The organism is Pseudomonas veronii, from assembly GCF_001439695.1.
In the GTDB taxonomy this organism is placed as follows: Bacteria; Pseudomonadota; Gammaproteobacteria; order Pseudomonadales; family Pseudomonadaceae; genus Aquipseudomonas; species Aquipseudomonas veronii.
In genome coordinates, this window is sequence record NZ_JYLL01000009.1 from 17,675 (window position 1) to 40,614 (window position 22,940).

22 protein-coding genes are annotated in these 22,940 nt (G+C 61.6%); 12 read left to right on the forward strand and 10 right to left on the reverse strand.

Annotated features, from left to right (window positions below):
* Nucleotides 1-14: 14 nt before the first annotated feature.
* A complete protein-coding gene (locus tag TU80_RS13805) occupies nt 15-359 on the reverse strand; it encodes a hypothetical protein (RefSeq protein WP_017844706.1) in 345 nt (114 codons plus the stop codon).
* A gap of 198 nt (nt 360-557) precedes the next feature.
* Between TU80_RS13805 and ppc the strand changes: the two genes are divergently transcribed.
* From ppc to TU80_RS13835, 6 genes are all read left to right on the forward strand, one after another.
* Nucleotides 558-3,203 (forward strand): phosphoenolpyruvate carboxylase, encoded by a 2,646-nt coding sequence (gene ppc, locus TU80_RS13810; protein ID WP_046384485.1) that lies wholly within the window; start codon nt 558-560, stop codon nt 3,201-3,203.
* 280 nt (nt 3,204-3,483) lie between these two features.
* On the forward strand, nt 3,484-4,131 hold the full coding sequence (gene adk, locus TU80_RS13815) for an adenylate kinase (protein ID WP_046384484.1): 648 nt from the start codon (nt 3,484-3,486) through the stop codon (nt 4,129-4,131).
* A gap of 90 nt (nt 4,132-4,221) precedes the next feature.
* Nucleotides 4,222-4,908, forward strand: a complete 687-nt coding sequence (gene tsaB, locus TU80_RS13820; RefSeq protein ID WP_046384483.1) for a tRNA (adenosine(37)-N6)-threonylcarbamoyltransferase complex dimerization subunit type 1 TsaB — start codon at nt 4,222-4,224, stop codon at nt 4,906-4,908.
* 160 nt (nt 4,909-5,068) lie between these two features.
* Nucleotides 5,069-5,368: a hypothetical protein gene (locus TU80_RS13825; protein WP_017844710.1), complete on the forward strand. Its 300-nt coding sequence runs from the start codon at nt 5,069-5,071 to the stop codon at nt 5,366-5,368.
* The gene (locus tag TU80_RS13830; protein WP_057004710.1) at nt 5,368-6,228 is read left to right on the forward strand and encodes a DUF72 domain-containing protein; all 861 of its coding nucleotides are present in this window, start codon (nt 5,368-5,370) and stop codon (nt 6,226-6,228) included. The genes TU80_RS13825 and TU80_RS13830 overlap by 1 nt, the downstream gene beginning before the upstream one ends.
* A 27-nt stretch (nt 6,229-6,255) precedes the next feature.
* Nucleotides 6,256-7,083, forward strand: a complete 828-nt coding sequence (locus TU80_RS13835; RefSeq protein WP_017844712.1) for an isocitrate lyase/PEP mutase family protein — start codon at nt 6,256-6,258, stop codon at nt 7,081-7,083.
* Nucleotides 7,084-7,123: 40 nt separating this feature from the next.
* On the opposite strand, the gene TU80_RS13840 is transcribed toward TU80_RS13835, so the two are convergent.
* On the reverse strand, nt 7,124-7,744 hold the full coding sequence (locus TU80_RS13840) for a hypothetical protein (RefSeq protein ID WP_046490151.1): 621 nt from the start codon (nt 7,742-7,744) through the stop codon (nt 7,124-7,126).
* A gap of 96 nt (nt 7,745-7,840) precedes the next feature.
* Here TU80_RS13840 and TU80_RS13845 point away from each other — a divergent pair, with 96 nt between their 5' ends.
* Complete coding sequence (locus tag TU80_RS13845; RefSeq protein ID WP_017844714.1) at nt 7,841-8,623, forward strand: class I SAM-dependent methyltransferase; 783 nt, start codon at nt 7,841-7,843, stop codon at nt 8,621-8,623.
* An 18-nt stretch (nt 8,624-8,641) separates the two neighbouring features.
* On the opposite strand, the gene TU80_RS13850 is transcribed toward TU80_RS13845, so the two are convergent.
* Entirely contained in the window at nt 8,642-9,301 is a 660-nt protein-coding gene (locus tag TU80_RS13850; protein WP_026139764.1) for a TetR/AcrR family transcriptional regulator, read from the reverse strand.
* A gap of 93 nt (nt 9,302-9,394) precedes the next feature.
* Between TU80_RS13850 and TU80_RS13855 the strand changes: the two genes are divergently transcribed.
* Entirely contained in the window at nt 9,395-10,495 is a 1,101-nt protein-coding gene (locus tag TU80_RS13855) for an efflux RND transporter periplasmic adaptor subunit (RefSeq protein ID WP_046384480.1), read from the forward strand.
* A 6-nt stretch (nt 10,496-10,501) separates the two neighbouring features.
* Nucleotides 10,502-13,573 (forward strand): efflux RND transporter permease subunit, encoded by a 3,072-nt coding sequence (locus TU80_RS13860; protein WP_057004711.1) that lies wholly within the window; start codon nt 10,502-10,504, stop codon nt 13,571-13,573.
* Nucleotides 13,574-13,698: 125 nt separating this feature from the next.
* On the opposite strand, the gene TU80_RS13865 is transcribed toward TU80_RS13860, so the two are convergent.
* Nucleotides 13,699-14,154, reverse strand: coding sequence for an Lrp/AsnC family transcriptional regulator (locus tag TU80_RS13865; RefSeq protein ID WP_046490157.1), 456 nt, complete (start codon nt 14,152-14,154; stop codon nt 13,699-13,701).
* 406 nt (nt 14,155-14,560) lie between these two features.
* Here TU80_RS13865 and TU80_RS13870 point away from each other — a divergent pair, with 406 nt between their 5' ends.
* Nucleotides 14,561-15,178: a LysE family translocator gene (locus TU80_RS13870; RefSeq protein WP_079442981.1), complete on the forward strand. Its 618-nt coding sequence runs from the start codon at nt 14,561-14,563 to the stop codon at nt 15,176-15,178.
* Nucleotides 15,179-15,227: 49 nt separating this feature from the next.
* Nucleotides 15,228-15,821: a LysE family translocator gene (locus TU80_RS13875; RefSeq protein ID WP_057004712.1), complete on the forward strand. Its 594-nt coding sequence runs from the start codon at nt 15,228-15,230 to the stop codon at nt 15,819-15,821.
* Between the two features lie 477 nt (nt 15,822-16,298).
* Here the strand turns inward: TU80_RS13875 and TU80_RS13880 are convergent, their stop codons facing one another.
* Genes TU80_RS13880 through plsB form a run of 3 tightly spaced genes read right to left on the reverse strand, consistent with a single transcriptional unit; the run spans nt 16,299 to nt 19,987 of the window.
* Nucleotides 16,299-16,988, reverse strand: coding sequence for a DUF4197 domain-containing protein (locus tag TU80_RS13880; RefSeq protein WP_017844721.1), 690 nt, complete (start codon nt 16,986-16,988; stop codon nt 16,299-16,301).
* Between the two features lie 27 nt (nt 16,989-17,015).
* Nucleotides 17,016-17,417: a YbaY family lipoprotein gene (locus tag TU80_RS13885; protein WP_046384477.1), complete on the reverse strand. Its 402-nt coding sequence runs from the start codon at nt 17,415-17,417 to the stop codon at nt 17,016-17,018.
* Nucleotides 17,418-17,467: 50 nt separating this feature from the next.
* The gene (gene plsB / locus TU80_RS13890) at nt 17,468-19,987 is read right to left on the reverse strand and encodes a glycerol-3-phosphate 1-O-acyltransferase PlsB (RefSeq protein WP_046384476.1); all 2,520 of its coding nucleotides are present in this window, start codon (nt 19,985-19,987) and stop codon (nt 17,468-17,470) included.
* Nucleotides 19,988-20,167: 180 nt separating this feature from the next.
* On the opposite strand from plsB, the gene TU80_RS13895 reads away from it, so the two are divergent.
* Nucleotides 20,168-20,377, forward strand: coding sequence for a cold-shock protein (locus TU80_RS13895; RefSeq protein WP_017844724.1), 210 nt, complete (start codon nt 20,168-20,170; stop codon nt 20,375-20,377).
* A gap of 143 nt (nt 20,378-20,520) precedes the next feature.
* Here TU80_RS13895 and TU80_RS13900 read toward each other — a convergent pair whose 3' ends face one another.
* The 3 genes from TU80_RS13900 to dapE all read right to left on the reverse strand — a co-directional run bounded on the left by TU80_RS13900 (nt 20,521) and on the right by dapE (nt 22,930).
* Nucleotides 20,521-20,898 carry a hypothetical protein gene (locus tag TU80_RS13900; protein WP_046490163.1) on the reverse strand — a complete coding sequence of 126 codons (378 nt, stop codon included), beginning with the start codon at nt 20,896-20,898 and terminating at the stop codon, nt 20,521-20,523.
* Nucleotides 20,899-20,969: 71 nt separating this feature from the next.
* Entirely contained in the window at nt 20,970-21,779 is an 810-nt protein-coding gene (locus TU80_RS13905; RefSeq protein ID WP_017844726.1) for a putative RNA methyltransferase, read from the reverse strand.
* Nucleotides 21,779-22,930: a succinyl-diaminopimelate desuccinylase gene (gene dapE / locus TU80_RS13910; protein WP_017844727.1), complete on the reverse strand. Its 1,152-nt coding sequence runs from the start codon at nt 22,928-22,930 to the stop codon at nt 21,779-21,781. The genes TU80_RS13905 and dapE overlap by 1 nt, the downstream gene beginning before the upstream one ends.
* Nucleotides 22,931-22,940: the final 10 nt, after the last annotated feature.

A 22,940-nucleotide genomic window follows, 5' to 3' on the forward strand; every position in this document is an offset into this window, starting at 1 on the left:
TTAAGAACGGCTGATCAGTGCTTCGGTTCGTCGGCGCCGGCCGACATGTCGTGCAGATAGCGGCGCGACAATGTCAGGAAGCGCGGGGTGGGGCCAACGTCTTCATACAACGGATCACCCTCTTCGTCGGTGGCAATCACATGCTGGCCCTTGATGTACGGAAAGCTGGTTTCCAGCTCTTCGAGGGCGGCGCCGATCAGCTCGCCGAGCAATTCTTCGGGGTGGCGCTTGGGGTACATCTCCGCAATGGCCGCCAGGCGGGCGGCGGATTCCACGTCCAGATGGATCGCGTACTCCGTCTTGGTCAGGCGACCCTTGGCGTTTTCTTCCCAATGCTGGGCCAGTTCTCGAATTTTCATGGCAACCTCAATAAAACCCTGGGTAACGGGCGGTGATGAGCGACCAGCCGCCAGCGTGGATAAACGCGGCGACTCACTCATGAGACTAGCTGTAAGCCACAAGGTTTAAAGTGGTTTGTGCTTGGCCTTGTCAGAAAGTGACGCGGGCGGCACTCTGGAAGGCCTGCGCGTCCCGGATTTCTGGCTGGAGATTGGCTGATGAGTGATATCGATGCACGCTTGCGTGAGGATGTTCACCTGCTGGGTGAACTGTTGGGCAACACCATTCGAGAGCAGTACGGCGATGATTTTCTCGACAAGATCGAGCAGATCCGCAAAGGCGCCAAGGCTGACCGGCGTGGCGCGGTGGCCGATCAGGCGGCGGGCGAGGAACTCAGCGCCAGTCTGAACCAACTGCAGGAAAACGAACTGTTGCCGGTCGCCCGGGCCTTCAACCAGTTCCTCAACCTGGCCAACATCGCCGAGCAGTATCAGTTGATTCATCGGCGCGATGAGTCGCAACCGGCGCCTTTCGAATCGCGGGTGTTGCCGGAGTTGTTGGCGCGCCTGCAACGCGAAGGCCACAGCAATGAATCCCTGGCCCGTCAGTTGGGGCGCCTGGAGATCGAGCTGGTCCTCACCGCGCACCCCACCGAAGTGGCCCGTCGCACCCTGATCCAGAAATACGACGCGATTGCCGCGCAACTGGCGCTGAAGGATCACCGTGACCTCACCACCGCCGAGCGCGAACAGATCCGCGAGCGCCTGCAACGGCTGATCGCCGAGGCCTGGCACACCGAGGAAATCCGCCGTACCCGGCCCACGCCCGTGGATGAAGCCAAATGGGGCTTCGCGGTGATCGAGCACTCGTTATGGCAGGCGATCCCGAATTACCTGCGCAAGGCCGACCATGCGTTGCAGGCCGCCACCGGCCTGCGCCTGCCTTTGGAAGCGGCGCCGATTCGCTTCGCCTCGTGGATGGGCGGCGACCGTGACGGCAACCCGAATGTCACCGCGCCGGTCACCCGCGAAGTCTTGCTGCTGGCGCGCTGGATGGCGGCCGATCTGTACTTGCGCGATATCGATCAGTTGGCCTCGGAGCTGTCGATGCAGCAGGCCAGCCCGGCGTTGCAGGCCAAGGTCGGCGACAGCGTCGAGCCGTATCGCGTACTGCTCAAGCAACTGCGTGATCGCCTGCGGGCGACCCGCCAATGGGCCCAAGCCGCATTGAGCGCGACCATCCCGGCACCGGCGGATGTGCTGCAACACAACCGCGACCTGCTGGACCCGCTGGAGCTGTGCTACCAGTCGCTGCATGAGTGCGGCATGGGCGTGATCGCCGATGGTCCGTTGCTCGATTGCCTGCGCCGCGCCGTCACCTTTGGCCTGTTCCTGGTGCGCCTGGATGTGCGCCAGGACGCCAGCCGCCACACCGCGGCGATGACCGAAATCACCGATTACCTCGGTCTGGGGCGTTACGAAGACTGGAACGAAGAGATGCGTATCGGCTTCCTGATGAAGGAACTGGTCAATCGTCGACCGCTGCTGCCGGGCTATTTCAAGCCGTCGGCGGATACCGCCGAGGTGTTGAACACCTGCCGGGAAATCGCCGCCGCCCCGGCCGCGTCCCTGGGCTCGTATGTCATTTCCATGGCCGGCGCCGCGTCGGATGTGCTGGCGGTGCAACTGTTGCTCAAAGAGTCGGGCGTGCAACGGCCGATGCGCGTGGCGCCGCTGTTCGAAACCCTGGCCGACCTGGACAACGCCGGCCCGGTGATCGAAAAACTGTTGCTGCTGCCGGGTTACCGCGCGCGGCTGCAAGGCCCGCAGGAAGTGATGATCGGCTACTCGGACTCGGCCAAGGACGCCGGCACCACCGCCGCCGCCTGGGCGCAGTACCGGGCGCAGGAACGTCTGGTGGATATCTGTCGCGAGCAACAGGTGGAACTGCTGTTGTTCCATGGTCGCGGCGGCACCGTCGGACGAGGCGGCGGCCCGGCCCACGCGGCGATTCTGTCGCAACCGCCGGGCTCGGTGGCGGGGCGGTTCCGCACCACTGAACAAGGCGAAATGATCCGCTTCAAATTCGGCCTGCCGGACATCGCCGAGCAGAACCTCAATCTGTACCTGGCGGCGGTGTTGGAAGCGACGTTGTTGCCGCCGCCACCACCGCAGCCGGACTGGCGCCATTTGATGGATGAATTGGCAGCGGACGGCGTCAGCGCCTACCGCGCGGTGGTGCGGGAAAATCCGCAATTCGTCGAGTATTTCCGCCAGTCCACCCCGGAGCAGGAGCTGGGGCGCCTGCCCTTGGGCAGTCGCCCGGCCAAACGCCGTGCCGGTGGTATTGAAAGCCTGCGGGCGATCCCGTGGATCTTCGGCTGGACCCAGACCCGCCTGATGCTGCCCGCCTGGCTCGGCTGGGAAGCGGCGTTGAGCAAGGCGCTGGAGCGCGGGGAAGGCGAGTTGCTGGGGCAGATGCGCGAGCAATGGCCGTTCTTCCGCACCCGCATCGATATGCTGGAAATGGTGCTGGCCAAGGCCGATGCCGATATCGCGCGGCTCTATGACGAGCGCCTGGTGCAGCCCGAGCTGTTGCCGTTGGGCGCGCATTTACGCGACCTATTGTCGCAGGCCTGCCAGGTGGTGCTTGGCCTGACTGGCCAGTCGCAACTGCTGGCCCATAGCCCGGACACCCTGGAGTTCATCCGCCTGCGCAACACCTACCTCGACCCCTTGCACCTGTTGCAGGCCGAATTGCTGGCGCGCTCGCGTCGCCAGGAAGCGGCACAGGACAGCCCTCTGGAACAGGCGTTGCTGGTGTCCGTGGCCGGTATCGCCGCCGGCTTGCGCAATACAGGCTGAGGTTTTTTGCGTGTGCTCAACGGCTTGCAGATAACCCACGACGGCCGTCCTTAACAGGGCGGTCGGCGTTTAGGGGGGCGGGTTGCACTCAGGCACACCTCTCCTATGACGCATGTGTGGTGCGGGTTTTTCCTACTTTTGGCGGCTTGTGTGGTTAAGGCCTGCTGTGTATCTTGATCAGCCTTTGGCCGTTTGGGCGGCCTGGACCCACATTTTTACGAGATTGGCCCCACGCGGCGAATCCGAGCGTCATCTCTATAAAAAATTGAGGAGCACATCGATGCGCGTCATTCTGCTGGGAGCTCCCGGGGCCGGTAAAGGTACTCAGGCAAAGTTCATCACTGAAAAATTTGGCATTCCACAAATCTCCACCGGTGACATGCTGCGCGCTGCGGTAAAAGCAGGCACCGAGCTGGGCATTAAAGCCAAAAGCATCATGGATGCTGGCGGTCTGGTTTCCGATGACCTGATCATCGCGCTGGTCAAGGACCGTATCGCGCAACCCGATTGCGCCAATGGCTTCCTGTTCGACGGCTTCCCACGCACCATTCCCCAGGCAGAAGCCCTGGTGACGGCAGGTGTCGAGTTGGACGCCGTGGTCGAAATCGCGGTTGAAGACGAAGAGATCGTGCAGCGTATCGCCGGTCGCCGCGTTCACGAGGCCTCGGGTCGCGTGTACCACACCATCTACAACCCGCCGAAAGTCGAAGGCAAGGACGATGTCACCGGTGAAGACCTGGTGCAGCGTAAAGACGACACCGAAGAAACCGTGCGTCATCGCCTGTCGGTCTACCATTCCCAGACCAAGCCGCTGGTGGATTTCTACCAGAAGCTGTCGGCTGCCCAAGGCAAGCCGAAGTACAGCCACATCCCTGGCGTCGGCTCGGTGGAAGCGATCACCGGCAAGGTGCTGCAAGCACTGAGCTGATCGAACGATCGGCTTTACGCACAACGGCCCGCTTGCGGGCCGTTGTTGTTTATACTGGCGCACTTTTTTTCGACTTGGACACCGACACCGATGAGCACCCTGCTGGCCCTGGACACTGCGACTGAAGCTTGCTCGGTTGCCTTGCTGCACGATGGCAAGGTCACCAGCCACTACGAGGTGATCCCGCGCCTGCACGCGCAGAAGCTGTTGCCGATGATCAAGCAACTGCTGGAGGACGCCGGCACGAGCCTGTCGGCCGTGGACGCCATCGCCTTCGGCCGTGGCCCGGGCGCCTTTACCGGCGTGCGTATCGCCATCGGCGTGGTCCAGGGCCTGGCCTTTGCGTTGGAGCGCCCGGTGTTGCCGGTGTCCAACCTCGCCGTGCTGGCCCAGCGTGCGTTGCGTGAACACGGTGCACGGCAAGTGGCTGCGGCGATCGATGCGCGGATGGATGAAGTCTATTGGGGCTGCTACCGCGAAACCGACGGCGAGATGCGCCTGGCAGGCGTTGAGGCCGTGCTGCCCCCCGAAGCGGCGGAGTTGCCGAGCGATGCCAGCGGTGATTGGTTCGGTGCCGGTACGGGCTGGGGTTATGGTGAGCGCATCGGTGTGCCGCTGGTTGGCCAGGACGCCACACTGTTGCCGCATGCCGAAGACCTGCTGACCCTGGCGCGCTTTGCGTTCGAGCGCGGCGAAGCGATTGCTGCGGACCAGGCGGCGCCGGTGTATCTGCGCGATAAAGTGGCGCAGACCAAGGCCGAACGCGGGATAATTTGACGTCAAAAATACGGGTGTTTTTGGCCAAAGCGCGCCAATCGTCAGAATTTGCCCCGGCGTTTAAACCTTTTTCCATTTATGTGTTCTAGTTATCACCAGAGCATTTGCGCGCTACGGATTGCGCCACTAAAATGCCATTACTGATACCGAGTTCGCATCGATGCGTATAGACGGCTTTTCCTCACAGTCCTACCCCCTCAAGCGTAAGCCGCGCAAGGCAAACGTCACGGTAGACGAGTCCGTCGAGGATTCGCCGGACTTCATCGAGGTCCAGTCCGAAGCGTCCAGCCCCCAAGGCGCTGCAAATGCGCGTACCAGTGGTCTTCCTGCCCGCCAGCAAGACATGGTCTTCCCGCGCTCCATGAGCAAAAGCGTTGCCACCGCCCTGGCCAGCTACCTGACCACCGCCGGCTTTGTCGAATGGGATATGGAAGTGCTGGGTCTCGACATCCACATCTGATGCGCCTGCCTTATTTCATCGGTTGCCCGTCCTGGAGTGAAAACGCCTGGCGCGAGTACCTGTACCCTGTCGATGCCCGTTCCAGCGATTACCTCGCCCTCTACTCGCAAGTCTTCAACGCGGTGGAAGGCAACACCACGTTTTATGCGCGCCCGTCGACCGCCACCGTGCAGCGCTGGGCCGAGATCATGCCCGCGGATTTTCGCTTCACTGCCAAGTTCCCCGGTGACATCAGTCACGGTGGCGACCTGCGTGAGCAACTGCCGGCGGCACACAGTTTCGTCGGCTTGATGAGCCCGTTGGGTGAGCGCGTTTCGCCGCTGTGGCTGCAATTGTCGGCCAGCTTTTCGCCGCAGCGCCTCGCTGAACTGGCCGGGTTTATCGACGGGCTGGAACGCCCCCTGGCCGTGGAAGTGCGCCACCCGCAATTCTTCGCCAAAGGTGATGCCGAGCGCATGCTCAACCGCCTGCTGCGCGACCGTGGCGTCGAACGGATCTGCCTCGACCCTCGCGCCCTGTTCAGTTGCACATCCACCTCGGCCGCGGTGCTGCATGCCCAGGCGAAAAAACCCAAGGTACCGCCGCGTCCGGCGGCGTTGACCCTGTTTCCCCAGGTGCGCTTCATCGGCCACCCCGAGCTTGAAGCCAACGACCCCTTCCTGATCCCGTGGGTGGAAAAGATCGCCGGTTGGATCGAAGAGGGACGCACCCCCTACGTGTTCCTGCACACCTCGGATAACCGCCTCGCCGCGCAACTGGCGCTGCGTTTTCACGCCAAGCTGATGGCACGTTTGCCCGGCTTGCCCGCGTTGCCGACCTTGCACCGCAAACCCGCAGCGCAGCAACTGGGGTTACTCTAAGGCTCCTTTTCCCGCCAGGAGTCAGTCATGGATGCCCAAACCCTTCGCGCCGAAACCTTCAAGGCCCTGCATGCACGCGATCGTGCGTTTGTGATGCCCAACCCGTGGGACGCAGGCTCGGCGATCATGCTCGCCAGCCTCGGCTTCGAAGCCCTGGCCACCACCAGCGCGGGCTACGCGTTCAGCCTGGGGCGCCCGGATGCCGAAGGGGCGCTGTCCCTGGAAGACACCCTGGTCAACGCCACGATGATCGCCAAGGCCACCGCGTTGCCGGTGGCCGCCGACCTGGAAAACGGCTTCAGCGACACCCCCGACGGTTGCGCCCGAACCATTTTGCGCGCGGCGGCCAGCGGTATCGTCGGTGGCTCCATCGAAGATGCCACGGGTATCGCCGTCGACCCGATCTATTCCTTTGACCTTTCCGTCGAGCGTGTGGAAGCTGCGGTCGTTGCTGCGCGCAGCCTGCCATTCCCGTTCATGCTGACGGCCCGTGCAGAAAACCTCCTGCATGGTCGACTGGATTTGCCTGACACTATTCGCCGCCTGCAGGCCTACGCCGAAGCCGGTGCGGACGTGCTCTATGCGCCGGGGCTGCGCAGTGCCGAGGAGGTGCTGGCGGTGGTCAAGGCCGTGGCCCCAAAACCGGTGAATGTGTTGATGTCCGGCGGCCTGAAACTCAGTGTGGCGCAGTTGAGCGCGATGGGCGTCAAGCGCATCAGCGTGGGCTCGGCCATGGCGCTGGCGGCGTATGGCGAGTTTTACCGCGCGGCGCAGGAGGTGTACCAGTCCGGCACGTTTACTTTCACCGAGCGCTCGATGCCCTACAGCCAGGCCAGCCAATTCTTCAAGGATTAAGCGGCGCGTGTTCGCACGGCATGGGGCGCGGCGTTGAGGCTTATGCTGCCAGGCGCAGGTTGTTGACGATCAGCGGACGCGCCCAGTGGTAGTCGAAGTCCAGGGCCTTTTGTTGGGCGGCCAGCTCTTCTTGTGGGAACGGCGTGGCGGCCGGTGGCAGCAGGTCCAGTTCGAACTCGGCGATCGGCAAATGTAATGGGCGCGGTTCCGGCGCAGCGCCGGGTTCCGGTAGCGGTTGGCCGGCGCTCAGCACGATCGGGCGCACCCAAGTGCTTTCGAAATTCTGCTGGCGCTGCTGGGCGACGATCTCTTCTTGCGGGAATGGCGTGGCGGCCGGTGGCAACAACTCGGTTTCGAATTCGGCAATCGGCAGGAACAGCGGTTCAGGCGGGGCGATCTCAGTGTCTTTCACGTCGCACTCACGCTGGGTGAGGATCTGCGACAGCAGGTCAGCACCAGCACTGGGTTCCACCGCTGGGTCCAGCGGCGCTGGCGCCTTGGCCGCGAGCGCGTCCGGCGTTTCGCCGAGCTGCTCGGCCAGCGCGCGGGCGAAGAAGTCCTGCCACACATGACTGACGCCGGCCAGCGCTTGAGTATTGCGCAGGCCGTAGTGGTTGTGGGTCGGCAGTACACCGATGGTTAGCGGAAGAATGTCTGACATTTTTCTCGGTCGACGCTCAGCTCTGGCAAAATACCTGATCCTTGTTTCTATCGGCCGTTGTTGGCCGATCCTTAATATTTTTGAGCGTAGCGATTCATGAGCGAACAACCAGCGGCCAGCCGCATTCAAGTCGAGGCCTTGGCCGACGGCTTCCAGGCCCGCGCCGAACAGTGGGCTGCGCTGCTGGGCTTGCCGCTACAGCTGGCGGATGCGGAGTTTTCCCTGCAAGTCGGGGAGCAAGGCCTGCAGTTGCAACAGCTCGGGCCTGACGCGCCAGGGCCGGTGCGCGTGGATTTCGTCGAAGGCGGCGCGGCGCATCGGCGGTTGTACGGCGGCGGCAGCGGGCAGATGATCGCCAAGGCCGTGGGCATCGCCCAGGGCGTGCGCCCACGGGTGCTGGACGCCACGGCCGGGCTGGGCAAGGACGCATTCGTGCTGGCCAGCCTGGGCTGCGAGATGAGCCTGATCGAACGTCAGCCGCTGATCGGCGCATTGCTCGAGGATGGCCTGGCACGCGCGGCGGAGGATTTTGAGGTGGCGCCGATCGTGGCGCGGATGACGCTGCTCAAGGGCAACTCCATCGAGGTGATGCTCAATTGGCAAGGCGAGCCGCCTCAGGTGATCTACCTCGATCCGATGTTCCCGCACCGTGAGAAAACCGCCCTGGTGAAGAAGGAAATGCGCCTGTTCCGCCCCTTGGTGGGTGACGATCCAGACGCACCGGCCCTGCTGGCGGCGGCGCTGGCCCTGGCCAGTCACCGCGTGGTGGTCAAGCGCCCACGCAAGGCGCCGTGCATCGAGGGGCCCAAGCCGAGCCATGCGCTGGATGGTAAATCCAGCCGCTACGACATCTATCCGAAAAAGGCACTCAAGTCCTGAGCCTCGCGCTACTAGCGGTCACCCGTTGCCGCTTGCAGCGGGTTCTCGGCGATAGGCCCGCATAAACAATCCCACCACATCCTGCACGTGGGCTTCGGCCGCTTCCTCGCTCAATTGCCCGCCGCAGCCATACAACAAGCAGAAGTTCGCCGTGCCCTTGAGCAGGCAGAAGAAGTGTTCGGCTGCGGTAAAAGGCTTGTCGATGCTCAGCGCGCCGCTCTGGTCGATGTGCCCGAGCAGACGCTCCATGCCTTGCAACATCCGCATCGGCCCGGCTTCGAAGAAGATCTGCGAGAGTTTCACGTCCTGATTGCCCGTGGTCATCATCAGGCGGTGCAGGTTCACCGATTCCTTGCTGTTGACCAGGCGATGGAAGCGGCGCCCGATATTCAGCAGCACCGTCTCCACAGGCACACCCTCGGGCAGCTCAAAGTACATCACCGGCAACTGTTCTTCGCACTTGGCCATCACGGCGGCGGTGAACAAGGTCTCTTTGTCGGTGAAGTGGCTGTAGACGGTCAGTTTCGATACGCCGGCCTCAAGGGCCACGGCATCCATGCTGGTATTTGCGTAACCGTTGCTCAAAAACAGGATTTTCGCTGCTTCGAGGATTGCCTGGCGTTTTGCCATGTCCTTGGGACGCCCAGGGCTACTGGTATTGACAAGATTGTCGGACATTTCCACCTTTAATACTGGACTGGTGAGTTTGGTATTAATAACATACTGCCCAGTATAATTATTCCTAGCACCATTTGCGAAAGGTCCTTCAGCATGCGCAGCATTCTCCTGCCCCTTGCGTTGCCTGCCAGCCTGGTCTTTCTACTCGCCGCCTGCGGCCATGAAGAATCGCCCCAGACTACCCTCCGCCCGGCCATGGTGGTGCAACCACAGCCTGCGGCGCAGACGATGGACAGTTATCCAGGCGAGGTGCGTGCCCGGTACGAACCGGACCTGGCCTTTCGCATCGGCGGCAAGGTCAGCAAACGGCTGGTGGAGGAGGGCGAGCGGGTCAAGGCCAATCAACCGCTGGCGGAACTCGACCCTCAGGATGTGCGCCTGCAACTGGAAGCCACCCGCGCCCAGGTGGCCGCCGCCGAGGCCAACCTGCGGCTGGTGCGTGCCGAGCGTGACCGCTACAAGACCCTGATGGATCGTCAGTTGGTCAGCCGTTCCCAGTACGACAATGCTGAAAATCTGTACCGATCAGGTGAGGCGCGCCTCAAGCAGATCAAGGCCGAGTTCGATGTGTCCAGTAACCAGGCCGGTTATGCCGTACTCCGCGCTCCTCAGGACGGCGTGGTTGCCAAGCGCGCGGTGGAAGTCGGCCAGGTGGTGTCCGCCGGCCAGACCGTGTTCACCCTGGCCACCGATGGCGAGCGTGAAGTGCTGATCAGCCTGCCCGAGCAAGGCTTCGGCCGGTTCAAGATCGGCCAGCCGGTGTCGGTCGAGTTATGGAGCCAGCCGGACCAGCGATTTGCCGGACGTATTCGCGAACTGTCGCCCGCAGCCGATCCGAAATCGCGCACCTTCGCTGCGCGCATCGCCTTCACCGGCGGTAAGGTTCCGGCCGAGTTGGGCCAGAGCGCCCGCGTTTTCATACAGGCAGACGGTGTTATTCCGCTGTCGGTGCCGCTGTCAGCCTTGAGCGCGGAGAACGGCGTGTCCTACGTCTGGCGCGTGCAGCCGGATGACACCCTTGTGCGTACCCCGGTGCGTATCGGCGCCTTTGGCGAAAAAACCGTACCCGTGCTCGAAGGCTTGAGCCCTACCGACTGGGTGATTGCCGCCGGGGTTCATGTGCTCCATGAGGGGCAGCAAGTGCGCCCGGTGGATCGCTCCAACCGGGTGGTGAATCTGGCGGTCAAGGAGTAGTCCCCGATGGGTTTCAATCTTTCCGAATGGGCGTTGCGTAATCGCCAGATCGTACTGTTCCTGATGCTCCTGCTGGCGGTGGTCGGCACTTTGTCCTACACCAAGCTTGGGCAAAGCGAAGACCCGCCGTTCACCTTCAAGGCCATGGTGATCAAGACCAATTGGCCCGGTGCCACGGCCCAGGACGTGTCGCGCCAGGTCACCGAACGCATCGAGAAAAAGCTCATGGAGACCGGTGAGTACGAGCGCATTGTGTCTTTCTCGCGCCCCGGCGAATCCCAGGTCACCTTCATCGCCCGCGACGCCATGCGCTCGGCGCAGATTCCCGAGCTGTGGTACCAGGTGCGCAAGAAGATCAGCGATATTCGCCAGACCTTGCCGCCGGATATCCAGGGACCGTTTTTCAACGATGAATTCGGCACCACCTTCGGCAATATCTACGCCCTGACCGGCGACGGCTTTGACTATGCCGTGCTCAAGGACTACGCCGACCGCATCCAGATTCAACTGCAGCGCGTGCCGGATGTGGGCAAGGTCGAACTGCTCGGCCTGCAGGATGAGAAGATCTGGATCGAGCTGTCCAACCTCAAACTCGCCACGCTCGGCTTACCGCTGGCCGCTGTTCAACAAGCGCTGCAGGAGCAGAACGCGGTCTCCACTGCCGGCTTCTTTGAAACCCCGACTGAGCGCGTGCAACTGCGGGTGTCGGGTAACTTCAAGAGTGTGGAAGAGATTCGCAGCTTCCCGATTCGTGTAGGCGACCGAACCTTCCGTATTGGCGATGTGGCCGACATCCACCGTGGCTTCAATGATCCGCCGGCGCCGCGCATGCGCTTTATGGGCGAAGACGCGATCGGTCTGGCCGTCGCCATGCACGAGGGCGGCGACATTCTGGTGTTGGGCAAAGCCCTCGAAGGCGAGTTCGCACGCCTGCAGAAGAACCTTCCGGCGGGCATGCAACTGCGCAAGGTGTCGGACCAACCGGCGGCGGTGAAAACCGGTGTCGGAGAGTTCGTCCGGGTACTGGCCGAGGCGCTGGGCATTGTCTTGCTGGTGAGTTTTTTCTCCCTCGGTATACGCACTGGCATGGTCGTGGCCCTGGCGATTCCGCTGGTGCTGGCGATGACCTTTGCCTGCATGTACTACCTCGGCATCGGCTTGCATAAGATCTCCCTCGGCGCGCTGGTGCTGGCCTTGGGCTTGCTGGTGGATGACGCGATCATCGCCGTGGAAATGATGGCGATCAAAATGGAGCAGGGGTACGACCGCCTTAAAGCGGCCAGTTTTGCCTGGACCAGTACCGCGTTCCCGATGCTGACCGGTACGCTGATCACGGCGGCCGGCTTCCTGCCGATTGCCACCGCGCAGTCGAGTACCGGTGAATACACCCGTTCGATCTTCCAGGTAGTGACCATCGCGTTGCTCGCCTCGTGGGTTGCGGCCGTGGTGTTCGTGCCGTACCTGGGCGAAAAACTCCTGCCGGACTTGGCGAAAATTCATGCGGCTAAACACGGCGCTGACGGTCCCGATCCCTACGGCACACCGTTCTACCAGCGTGTCAGACGTTTGCTGGAGTGGTGTGTCAGTCGGCGCAAGACCGTGATCGTGCTGACGCTGCTGCTGTTTGTCGGCTCGGTCGCACTGTTTCGTTTTGTGCCGCAACAGTTCTTCCCGGCTTCCGGCCGCCTGGAGTTGATGGTCGACCTGAAACTCGCCGAGGGCGCGTCCCTGAGCAACACCGCTGGCCAGGTCAAGCGCCTGGAAGCCCTGCTCAAGGAACACGCCGGCATCGACAACTACGTGGCCTATGTCGGCACCGGTTCGCCGCGCTTCTATCTGCCCCTCGACCAGCAACTGCCGGCCGCCAGCTTTGCGCAGTTCGTGGTGTTGGCCAAGTCCATCGAAGAGCGCGAAAGCCTGCGCATCTGGTTGATCGAAACCCTCAACGAGCAGTTCCCCGACCTGCGTTCACGGGTCACACGCCTGGAAAACGGCCCGCCCGTGGGTTACCCGGTGCAGTTTCGCGTGACCGGCGAGCATATCGACGAAGTCCGTGCCCTGGCGCGCAAAGTGGCAGCCAAGGTGCGCGAAAATACCCACGTGGCTAACGTGCATCTGGACTGGGAGGAACCGAGCAAGATCGTCTACCTCAATATCGACCAGGACCGTGCGCGCGCCCTCGGTGTGAGTACCGTCAACCTGTCGAAATTCCTGCAGAGTTCTCTGACCGGTGCCAGCGTCAGCCAGTACCGGGAAGACAACGAGTTGATCGAAATTCTCCTGCGCGGCACTGTCCATGAGCGCACTGAACTGTCGCTGCTGCCGAGCCTGGCCGTGCCGACCGACAACGGCAAAAGCGTCGCGCTGTCGCAGATCGCCACCCTCGAATACGGCTTCGAGGAAGGCATCATCTGGCACCGTAACCGCCTGCCCACCGTGACCGTGCGCGCCGACATCTACGGCAAGGAACAACCGGCGACCCTGGTTCAGCAGATCCTGCCGACCCTCGAAGGCGTGCGTGCCGAACTGCCGGACGGCTACCTGCTGGACGTCGGCGGTACCGTCGAGGACTCGGCCCGCGGGCAGAATTCGGTCAAGGCCGGTGTGCCGCTGTTTATCGTGGTGGTGCTGACGCTGCTGATGCTGCAACTGCGCAGCTTCTCACGCACGGTAATGGTATTTCTCACGGCGCCTCTGGGGCTGATCGGGGTCACGCTGTTCCTGCTGGTGTTCCGCCAACCCTTCGGCTTCGTGGCCATGCTCGGCACCATCGCCCTGTCAGGAATGATCATGCGCAACTCGGTGATTCTGGTGGACCAGATCGAACAGGACATCAAGGCAGGGCTGGCGCCGTGGCAGGCGATTATCGAAGCCACTGTCCGACGCTTCCGGCCGATTGTTCTCACAGCCCTCGCGGCGGTACTCGCGATGATCCCGCTGTCACGCAGTGTGTTCTTCGGGCCGATGGCAGTGGCGATCATGGGCGGGTTGATTGTGGCGACGGCATTGACGTTGCTGTTCCTGCCCGCGCTTTATGCTGCATGGTTTCGTGTCAGGAAAACGGGTGACCAAGAGTAAGGAGAACAGGCGTATGTATATTAAGTGCCTACGCCTGATGCACGCTGAAGAAAGTGTAAGGTGAGTGGGGAATGCCTGAAGCCCGATAGCGGCTAATAGTGCCTGAATATCTCTCGCAGGACTAATCAGAGGGCCGGCAGTTTCTTCTCGACGGTTTTTATAATCGATGTATTAGTGTCGGCCAGGGGGGCGATCTTTTGAAGGGTCAGGTCCAGGTGGGCAACTGAGTCGATATAAAGATGGCAGACAAAACTGTCGTCCCCGGTGATTTTGTAGCACACCACACATTCAGCCATTTGCGCGAGCAACTGTTCAACCTGTTGGAATTTTCCAGTCAGGGGTTTAACCCTGACCAGCGCTTGCAATGCAAAGCCCAGGGCCTGGGCGTCCAACTCCACGCTGAACCCGCTGATGACCCCCGACCCTTCCAGACGCTTGAGGCGTTCGCTGCAGCCGGGGGCCGATAACCCCACCTGTCGGCCGAGGGCGCGAATAGACGCGCGGGCGTTCTGGTGGAGGGCGACAATCAGCGCGCGATCAATAGGGTCAAGTGTCTGGTCGCCCTTTGTAAGCTTTTTCATTAGATGGACCTTACGAATTTTGATGAAATCGCGTGAAAATCTTACATACCATACACGGATGAAAAAAGAATAGACCTTTTCAAGGTGCCCACCTATTGTTTGATCAGCGGGCCCTGCAATATTGCGCCGCTCACTTAACGCTGTGTTGTGATGTTTCTATTGCAACTTTATCTATATTGTCGAGGGCGCGAGATGAACTACATACTTGATGCAAGCTCGCTTGCAATAACTTTACGGTAATAACTTTCCTGCCGAAAAAGTATTTTTACTGCGTCATGAGTTTGCCCGACATAAGAGGATCCAATGGCGTGATCGACTTTATGAAAAACCACAGAGCCGTCTACTACTGCCATGAACACGGGCTGCCTCGCTAAGCCGTCACGAATGTTCTTCAAAGGGGAAGCGTATGCCCGACATTGCACTGTCCGTTTACCAGGCGATATTTACCTTCGCCGTCGCCGCCATCGCGCTGCTTGCCAGTCCAGGCCCGGCGACCCTGGCGCTGGCGGCGAGTGGGGCTGCTTATGGCATGAGGCGTTCAACTCGGTTTTTCGTGGGGATCACGTTGGGCCTGGTGATCGCGATGGCATTGGTTGCTTCCGGCCTCTATGTGGTTCTGCACAGTTTTCCGATGCTGGCGACGGCGCTGACGGTCATCTCCATTGTTTATATTGTGTGGCTGGCCTACCAGATTGCTACCGCGCCGCCCATCAGGGATGAGCAGTCCGTGATCACGCCGGGCTGGGGCGCCGGGTTTGTGCTGGGTGTGGCGAATATCAAGGCCTATGCCGCATTCGCCGCGTTGCTGGGCAGTTTCACCCTGGGCGCCGCACCTGCCTGGGAGCAAGGTGCGAAAGCCTTGATCTGTCTGCTGGTGTGTGTGGTATTCGACGTTCTGTGGCTCTTTGCCGGCAGTCGAATGCGCAAGTTATTCATCCACCCCACTTGGAGCCGACGACTTAACGTAAGCTTCGCGATTTTGATGGTCGCGACGGTTGCCTGGTCAATCACGCTGACGCAATAGCGCTTTCGCTGGGAAGACCATTGAATAGTTCCGCCCGAGGATAGTTTTCATGTTTGGGACTGTGTCTGCTCTGGTGTTATTACTGGTCGTGCCTGGACCGACCAATACCCTGTTAATGCGCGCAGGGGTTCTGTTTGGGTTTGCAGCATCATGGCGCATGGCATTTATCGAATGCCTGGCGTACCTGCTTCAGGTCTCTGTTTGGGGGGCGGTGTTGTTCTATGTGTCGGCCTGGTCCCCCTGGGTCGTGAAAGTGACGCAGACGGCTGCCATCTGCTATCTGCTCCAACTGTCCTTCACGTTGTGGCAGCGCAAGAGCACAGCCGTCGACCCAGGTACGGACCGTTTCTCTGGGCTGCACTTCTTCTGGCTGACGGTGATGAACCCCAAGGGCCTGTTGATTGTTTCGTTTATTGCGCCGATCAGCGCATTTGCCACGTTGCAAGGGTACGCCCGGTTCATGACCACGCTCGCGTTGGTGGTGATACCTGTAGGGTTTGCCTGGATCTTGCTGGGCAGTCGGTTCGAAGGGGGGCAAAAGGCGTGGCTGACGCCGTTGAGAATCAACCGGGCAACCTCGATGGTCATCGGGTGTTTTGCCACGGTTCTATTGGGGCGCCTGGCCGATTCTATTTTCAACTGACGCGAGGCAGTATTTCACACGCAGGACGGAACCATTTTTGCCCTTGCTTCCACATAGGATTAGTCGACCGAGCGGTTCCCGCGTATGAGATGCGGGGCAGTGAGTTGGCGCTAATCTGAATAGGAAGGAGTGTGTATGCTTTTACTACCTTTGCTGGCGTTACCGATGCAAGTCGCGGGCTCGATGCTTGGGCTGGGAAATATGTTTGGACAGAATCAGCCAAACGCCAATCGCGATATCAATATTAATATCAACAACGATAGCCATAACTTCAATGCGTCGTCGTCCAGCTCTCATCACTCACACATGTCTCACGGTGGTGCCCGACGAGCGTCGCACATCCATTATTGAGCCTACTCATCGACGCTGCCGGGCGTGAGCGTGCGGCGCCTGGTTCGGGGGCCTGATAGACGGTTCGGCGAAAAATCAAGGCCCTGACGATGTCAGGGCCTTTTTTTCAGCTCAGGTCGCGTGGCGTTACAGCGCGCCAAACACCTTCTTCGCCAGACTGGTCGCCGCTGCCGCCGGGTTTTTGCGAATGGTCTCTTCCTGCTGCGCAATCATCTTGAACAAACCATCCAGCGCTTGTTCGGTCACATAGTTTTCGACGTTGGCACTTTTGGCATCGACCGCGCCAAACGCCGCGGCCTTGCCGGCCAGCGCGTTGTACTGCTGCGCCACGCCGACCTTGTCGGTGGCGGCCTTGACGATCGGCAGGAACTTGGCGCGGATGGCTTCGCGGCTGCTTTTGTTCAGGTACTGGGTGGCCGAATCCTGGCCGCCGGTGAGAATGCCCTTGGCATCGCTCACGCTCATGTTTTTCACCGCGTTGACCAGGATTGGCTGGGCTTGGGTCACGGCGGTTTCGGCGGCTTTGTTCATGCTGGTTTCCAACTGCTCGACCTGGTCACCCATGCCGAACATCTTCAGCTTGTCGGCGACTTTGCCCAGTTTTCCCGGCAGGCCGATCTTGACGTCGGGGTTGTTGCTGAAACCACCCGGTACACCCAGTTGTTTCACGGCGATCTGTGCGCCTTGGGTCAATGCATCCTTGAGGCCGCCGGCGGCGTCGCCCTGGGACAGGCTGCCAAGATCCAGGGCCATGGCGTTGGCACCGAGCAGCAGGCCGGCGCACAGGGCGGTGAGACGAAGGGAATTACGGAGCATGGGCGCTTCCTTATGATCTGGAAATAATCAGTGTGCGACCGCGTCAACCCGCAGGCGCAGCGGTTGAACGTCTTGGCCATTGAGTTGCACAGGGTGCCGCTCGGTGGTGATGAACAGTAGCTTGCCCTCCACTTCGATGCGAGCGCTGACCGAGTAACTGTGGCCCGGCTTGACCTGGGCCGGGTCATAGCTCAAGTGGAACGGCAATGGCACCTGGCCTTTGACCGGGCCTTTCTGTTCGGCCAGGGTCACGGCCGGCGCGTCCATCAGCGATACGTCCTGCAGGCTGACGCTCAAGATGGCTGTCGGCGGCAGCGCGATGCGTTGCAGGTAGAACACTTCGCCATCGAGGCTGGCCTTGGGCGCGGGATTCATGGAATGGCAGGCGCCGAGCAGGGCGGTCAGGCCCAGGAGGATGATCTTTTTCATGGTGCAGCTCCTTTTCAACGGCGCCGTAACCCAGCGACGCCTTATTCAATTTAGCGGCTTTCTTCCGGTTTGCGGGCTTCGGCTTCGACCGGCGCTTCGGCCGCGCCGTCGACGCGGTGCAGGGCAACCTGGCGGATCGACAGGCGAATCTCAGCCGGCAGCACCCGTTTCGCCGCGCCTTCAGCCAGTTCGCCGAGCAGGTCGTGATAGCTCAACTTGCCGGCTTCGTCGCGGCGCAGCACATCTTGCTCCAGCAACGTCTGAATAAAATGTCGGAAAAGGCTCTTGTCGAAGAACTCCGGGGCATTGAGGCCATGCAGGATCGATAGACGCTGGGCCATGATCGTACACAGGTCTTCCAGCTCTTCGGCGCTGATGCTGTTCCGGCCGCTGTTGAGCAGCAGCGAAATCGCCATGTAGAAGCGTTGCAGGGTCTGGGCGATGCTCTTGGACAGCAGTGTCAGCAGCACAAAGTGCCGCGAACTCGGCGCTGGGCGCAGGTACACGTTGTTCTCGAAACGCAGCAGGCCTTGTTCGACAAACGCCTCCAGCCACTGGTCGATCACCGTGTCCAGTTCCTCCAGCGACCAGCGGATAAACAGCTCTGACTGCAGGTATGGGTACAGCGCACGGGTGTAGCGCAGAATCTGCTCGCGGCTCATCCGCGAGCTGCTCTGGAAGAAGCTCGCCAGCAGCGCCGGCAAGGCAAAGATATGCAGCACGTTGTTGCGGTAGTAGGTCATCAGGACGGCGTTCTGCTCGTCCAGGTACAGAATCTTGCCGAGGGCATCGCTCTGTTCCGACAGCAGGTTCATGTCCTTGACGTGCTTGATCAACGCCATGCCATCCCCTTCGGGCAGGGTGGTATGCGGTGAGTAGGGCACCCGGCGCAGCAGCGCCAGGTACAGGTCCAACTGGCGGGCCATGGCCTGTTCGTCCAGGGCCAGGCGCGTGGTCGACAGCAGCGCCAGGGCCACCAGGTTCACCGGGTTGATCGCCGCCGCTTCGTTCAAATGGCGCGCCACCCGCTCGCCGAGGCGGTTGGTGGTTTGGTTGAGCCACGCCGGTTTGTAGTGCGGGCCCAGTTCCTGGGCACGCCAGCCCGGTTGTTCGGCGTCGAGGAATTGCGCCAGTTTGATCGGTTCACCGAAGTTGACCGCGACCTGGCCAAAGCGCTGCTTGAGCGCACCGACCACCTTGAAAATATCGAAGATCGACTCTTTCTTCTTGCTCGCGCCGCGCAGCTCACCGAGGTAGGTACGGCCTTCGAGCACACGCTCGTAACCGATATACACCGGCACGAACACGATCGGCATGCGCGAGGAGCGCAGGAAGCTGCGCAACGTGATCGCCAGCATGCCGGTTTTCGGTTGCAGCATGCGCCCGGTGCGCGAGCGTCCGCCTTCGACGAAGTACTCCACGGGGAAACCCTTGGTGAACAGGGTGTGCAGGTATTCGTTGAACACCGAGGTGTACAGCGGGTTGCCCTTGAAGGTGCGGCGCATGAAAAACGCACCGCCGCGGCGCAGCAGGCTGCCGATCACCGGCATGTTCAGGTTGATGCCGGCGGCGATGTGCGGCGGGGTCAGGCCGTTCTTGAACAGCAGGTAGGACAGCAGCAGGTAGTCGATATGGCTGCGGTGGCAGGGTACATAGATCACCTCGTAACCCTGGGCAACCTGTTGCACACCCTCGATGTTATTGACCTTGATGCCGTCGTAGATCTTGTTCCAGAACCAGCTCAGCACCACTTCCAGGAAGCGGATCGCGGTGTAGGTGTAGTCCGAGGCGATTTCGTTGCCGTAGCGCAGGGCCAGGGCCTTGGCTTTTTCCGGGCTGATCTTCTCGCGTTCGGCTTCATCGAGGATGGCCTGGCGCACCAGCGGCATATTCACCAAGCCCTTCACCAGGTTGCGGCGGTGGGACAGGTCGGGGCCGATCACTGCGGTTTTCAGGTTGCGAAAGTGTACGCGCAGGATGCGTTGGGCCATGCGAACGGTGCGTTCGTGGCCTTTATTGTGCTCGATCAATTCACGCAGGTTGATAGGCGCGGAGAATTGGACGCGGGTCTTGCGCCCCAGGATCAGGATGCTCAGCAGCCGGCGCAGGCGCCCGGTGACGGCCCAACTGTCGGCGAACAGCAGTTTCCATGGGCTGGACTCGCTGTCGGGCGACTGTCCCCAGAACACGCTGACCGGAATGATTTGTGCATTCTCTTGTGCGTGCGCGCTGAGGGTATTGACCAGGCGGGTCAGGGTCGGCGGCGCGCCGCGTTTGTCCTGCCGGCCGAGCCAGTCCGGCTCTGGCGTGAGGTAGAAGAACGCCGCGGGTTCCAGCAACGGCCCGACCGCTACCGGCAGCACCGGGCGCGGCAGGCCGGCCTTGGTGCACTCGGTATCGACCACGGCCAATTCGGTGAGGGAGGGTGATTGCAGGACGTAGAACACCGGCCGGCTGCGGTCGAGGTTAAGGGTAAGGGACGACTGGTTGATCGTCTCTGAGCGAACCCAGAGGTACAACAGTCGGCGCAAGGTGCCAAACACCAGACGGCGGAACGGGGAGCGGGTCATAGGCGAGCTGCTTCAAGTGGAAAAAACCGAGCAGGTGCTCGGGTGGGTAGTGTGCCGTATTCACCGAAAATCGGCAAAAAAGCAGCGATGTAAAGTTGAGTTGATCGTTTTTGAGCCTGTCTTATACTCGGCAGTTCAACGCGACCGACTCGACAATAACAATCATGTGGGAGTGAACAGATGACAACGCGCGAAACCGGTAATGTGAAGTGGTTCAACGATGCCAAGGGATATGGCTTTATTCAGCGTGAAGACGGCAAGGATGTGTTCGTACACTACCGCGCCATCCGCGGTGAAGGGCACCGTTCCCTGGCCGAAGGCCAGCAGGTGGAATACGCCGTGGTGAGCGGCGAGAAGGGCTTGCAGGCTGAGGATGTGGTGGGTTTGTAATGCGGGTTTTTGTTACACCGTAGAACCCATGTGGGAGCGGGCTTGCTCCCGATCGCGGTGGGCCAGTCAATACATTTAGTGACTGATCCAACGCGATCGGGGGCAAGCCCCCTCCCATATTTGATTGGGTTCGCAATTGCGGATCAGGTGGTTTTCCAGGTGATCTGTTCTTCACCGTCTTCGCTGATGCGAATCCAGGTGTCGGCACTTTCCTCGCCTTCTTCCTCAACCCAGCTGCCGGGTGCGCAACGCACTTCGACGTTCAGCGCGGCAAAGGCGGCGCGGGCGCAGGCGATGTCGTCTTCCCACGGGGTCTGATCGCTTTCCAGGTACAGGCTGTTCCATTTGCCTACCGCCTTGGGCAGCCAGGTGACAGGCACGTCGCCGGCCGTGCACTTGTAGGTCTGGCCGCGCTGGACCCAGGCGGTGCAAGGGCCAAGGGCGGCGCCCAGCCAGGCTGCGATGGCCTTGTGGTCGACGTCGGCGTCCTTCAGGTAAATCTCGATATCAGGTTGGCGCATGGATGTTCCTCGTTGCGGGATTCGAAAATCCATTCGCGGATTCAGGGTGGGCGGAGTGCCCGAAAAGTCGGTTATTGAAGCACGAAATAATCGTAGCGCATCGATACGCTGACCCGCAGCGGTTCGGCATGCTCGATTACCTCGGTGCGGCGCTCGGCGCTGGCGCGCCAGCCGTGAGGGGTCATGGCCAGCAGGTTGGCACGGTCTTTCGGGTCCGCCAGGCTCAGCGTGAACTCGAGGGTTTCGCTGTGCGCAAGGCTCATGCCGTCCGGCACCAGGGCCAGGTGTTTGTCGTCGGTGTACTCGCGCACTTCGTCGTACAGGCGCTCGCGCAGCTCCATCAGGTGACCGCGGGTCGGGCCGACTTTCATCAAGCCGCCGCCGGGGCTGAGCAGGCGTTTGGCCTCTTGCCAGTCCAACGGGCTGAACACGCTGGCGAGAAACTGGCAGCTGGCATCGGCCAGCGGCACGCGGGCCATGCTGGCGATCAACCAGGTCAGCGCCGGGTTGCGCTTGCACGCACGCTTGACCGCTTCCTTGGAGATATCCAGGGCATAGCCATCGGCGTGGGGCAGGGCGTCGGCGATTTGTGCGGTGTAGTAACCCTCGCCACAACCGATGTCCACCCAGCGCTGCGGTGCTTGTTGCGCGGCCAGTTGCGCCAGGCGCTTGGCCACCGGGGCGTAGTGGCCGGCGTTGAGGAAGTCGCGGCGCGCCTCGACCATGGCGAGGTTGTCGCCCGGGTCGCGGCTGTTTTTGTGCTGCACCGGCAACAGGTTCAGGTAACCCTGGCGCGCGCGGTCGAAACGGTGTCCGACCGGGCACGCCACGCCATTGTCCACCGCGTGGAGCGGTGCGCTGCAAATGGGACAGGCCAGCATCAGGCGAGCAACTTGATCAGGGTCTGGTAGTAGATCTCGGTCAGCACGTCGAGGTCGCTGGCCAGAATGCGCTCGTTGACCTGATGGATCGTCGCGTTGACCGGGCCCAACTCGACCACCTGGGTGCCGAGGGTCGCGATGAAGCGCCCGTCGGACGTACCGCCGCTGGTGGACGCCTGGGTCTCACGACCGGTGACCGCCTTGATGCTGGCGGACACCGCATCGAGCAAGGCCCCCGGTTCGGTGAGGAACGGCAGGCCGGACAGCGCCCAGTCTACGTGCCAGTCCAGGGCGTGTTTGTCGAGGATCGCGGCAACGCGCTGTTGCAGGCCTTCCACGGTGGATTCGGTAGAGAAGCGGAAGTTGAACACCGCTGTCAGGTCACCGGGGATCACGTTGGTCGCGCCGGTGCCGGCGTTGAGGTTGGAGATCTGGAAGCTGGTCGGCGGGAAGAAGGTGTTGCCGTCGTCCCAATGCTCGGCGGCCAGTTCCGCCAGTGCCGGGGCAGCCAGGTGGATCGGGTTCTTCGCCAGGTGCGGGTAGGCCACGTGACCTTGCACGCCGCGCACGGTCAGGGTGGCGCCGAGGGAGCCGCGACGGCCGTTCTTGACCACATCGCCGACCAGGCTGGTGCTGGATGGTTCGCCGACGATGCACCAGTCCAGACGCTCCTTGCGCGCGGCCAGGCGTTCGATCACGGCCTTGGTGCCGTGGTGCGCCGGGCCTTCTTCATCGCTGGTGATCAGAAAGGCCACCGAGCCCTTGTGGTCCGGGTAGTCCTGCACGAAGCGCTCCGACGCCACCAGCATCGCCGCCAGGCTGCCTTTCATGTCCGCCGCGCCGCGGCCGCAGAGCATGCCGTGGTCGTCGATCAGCGCGTCGAACGGATCGTTCTGCCAGGCCTGCACCGGGCCGGTCGGGACCACGTCGGTGTGGCCGGCAAAGCACAGCACTGGGCCGTCGTGCTTGCCGTGGGTGGCCCAGAAGTTATCTACGTTTTCGATACGCATCGGCTCAAGCTGGAAACCGGCGTCGCCCAGGCGCTGCATCATCAGCTTCTGGCAATCGGCGTCGATCGGCGTCACCGAGGGACGGCGGATCAGGTCGATGGCAAGTTGAAGGGTCGGCGAAAGGTCGGCATGGGCCGTCATGGGAAACTCC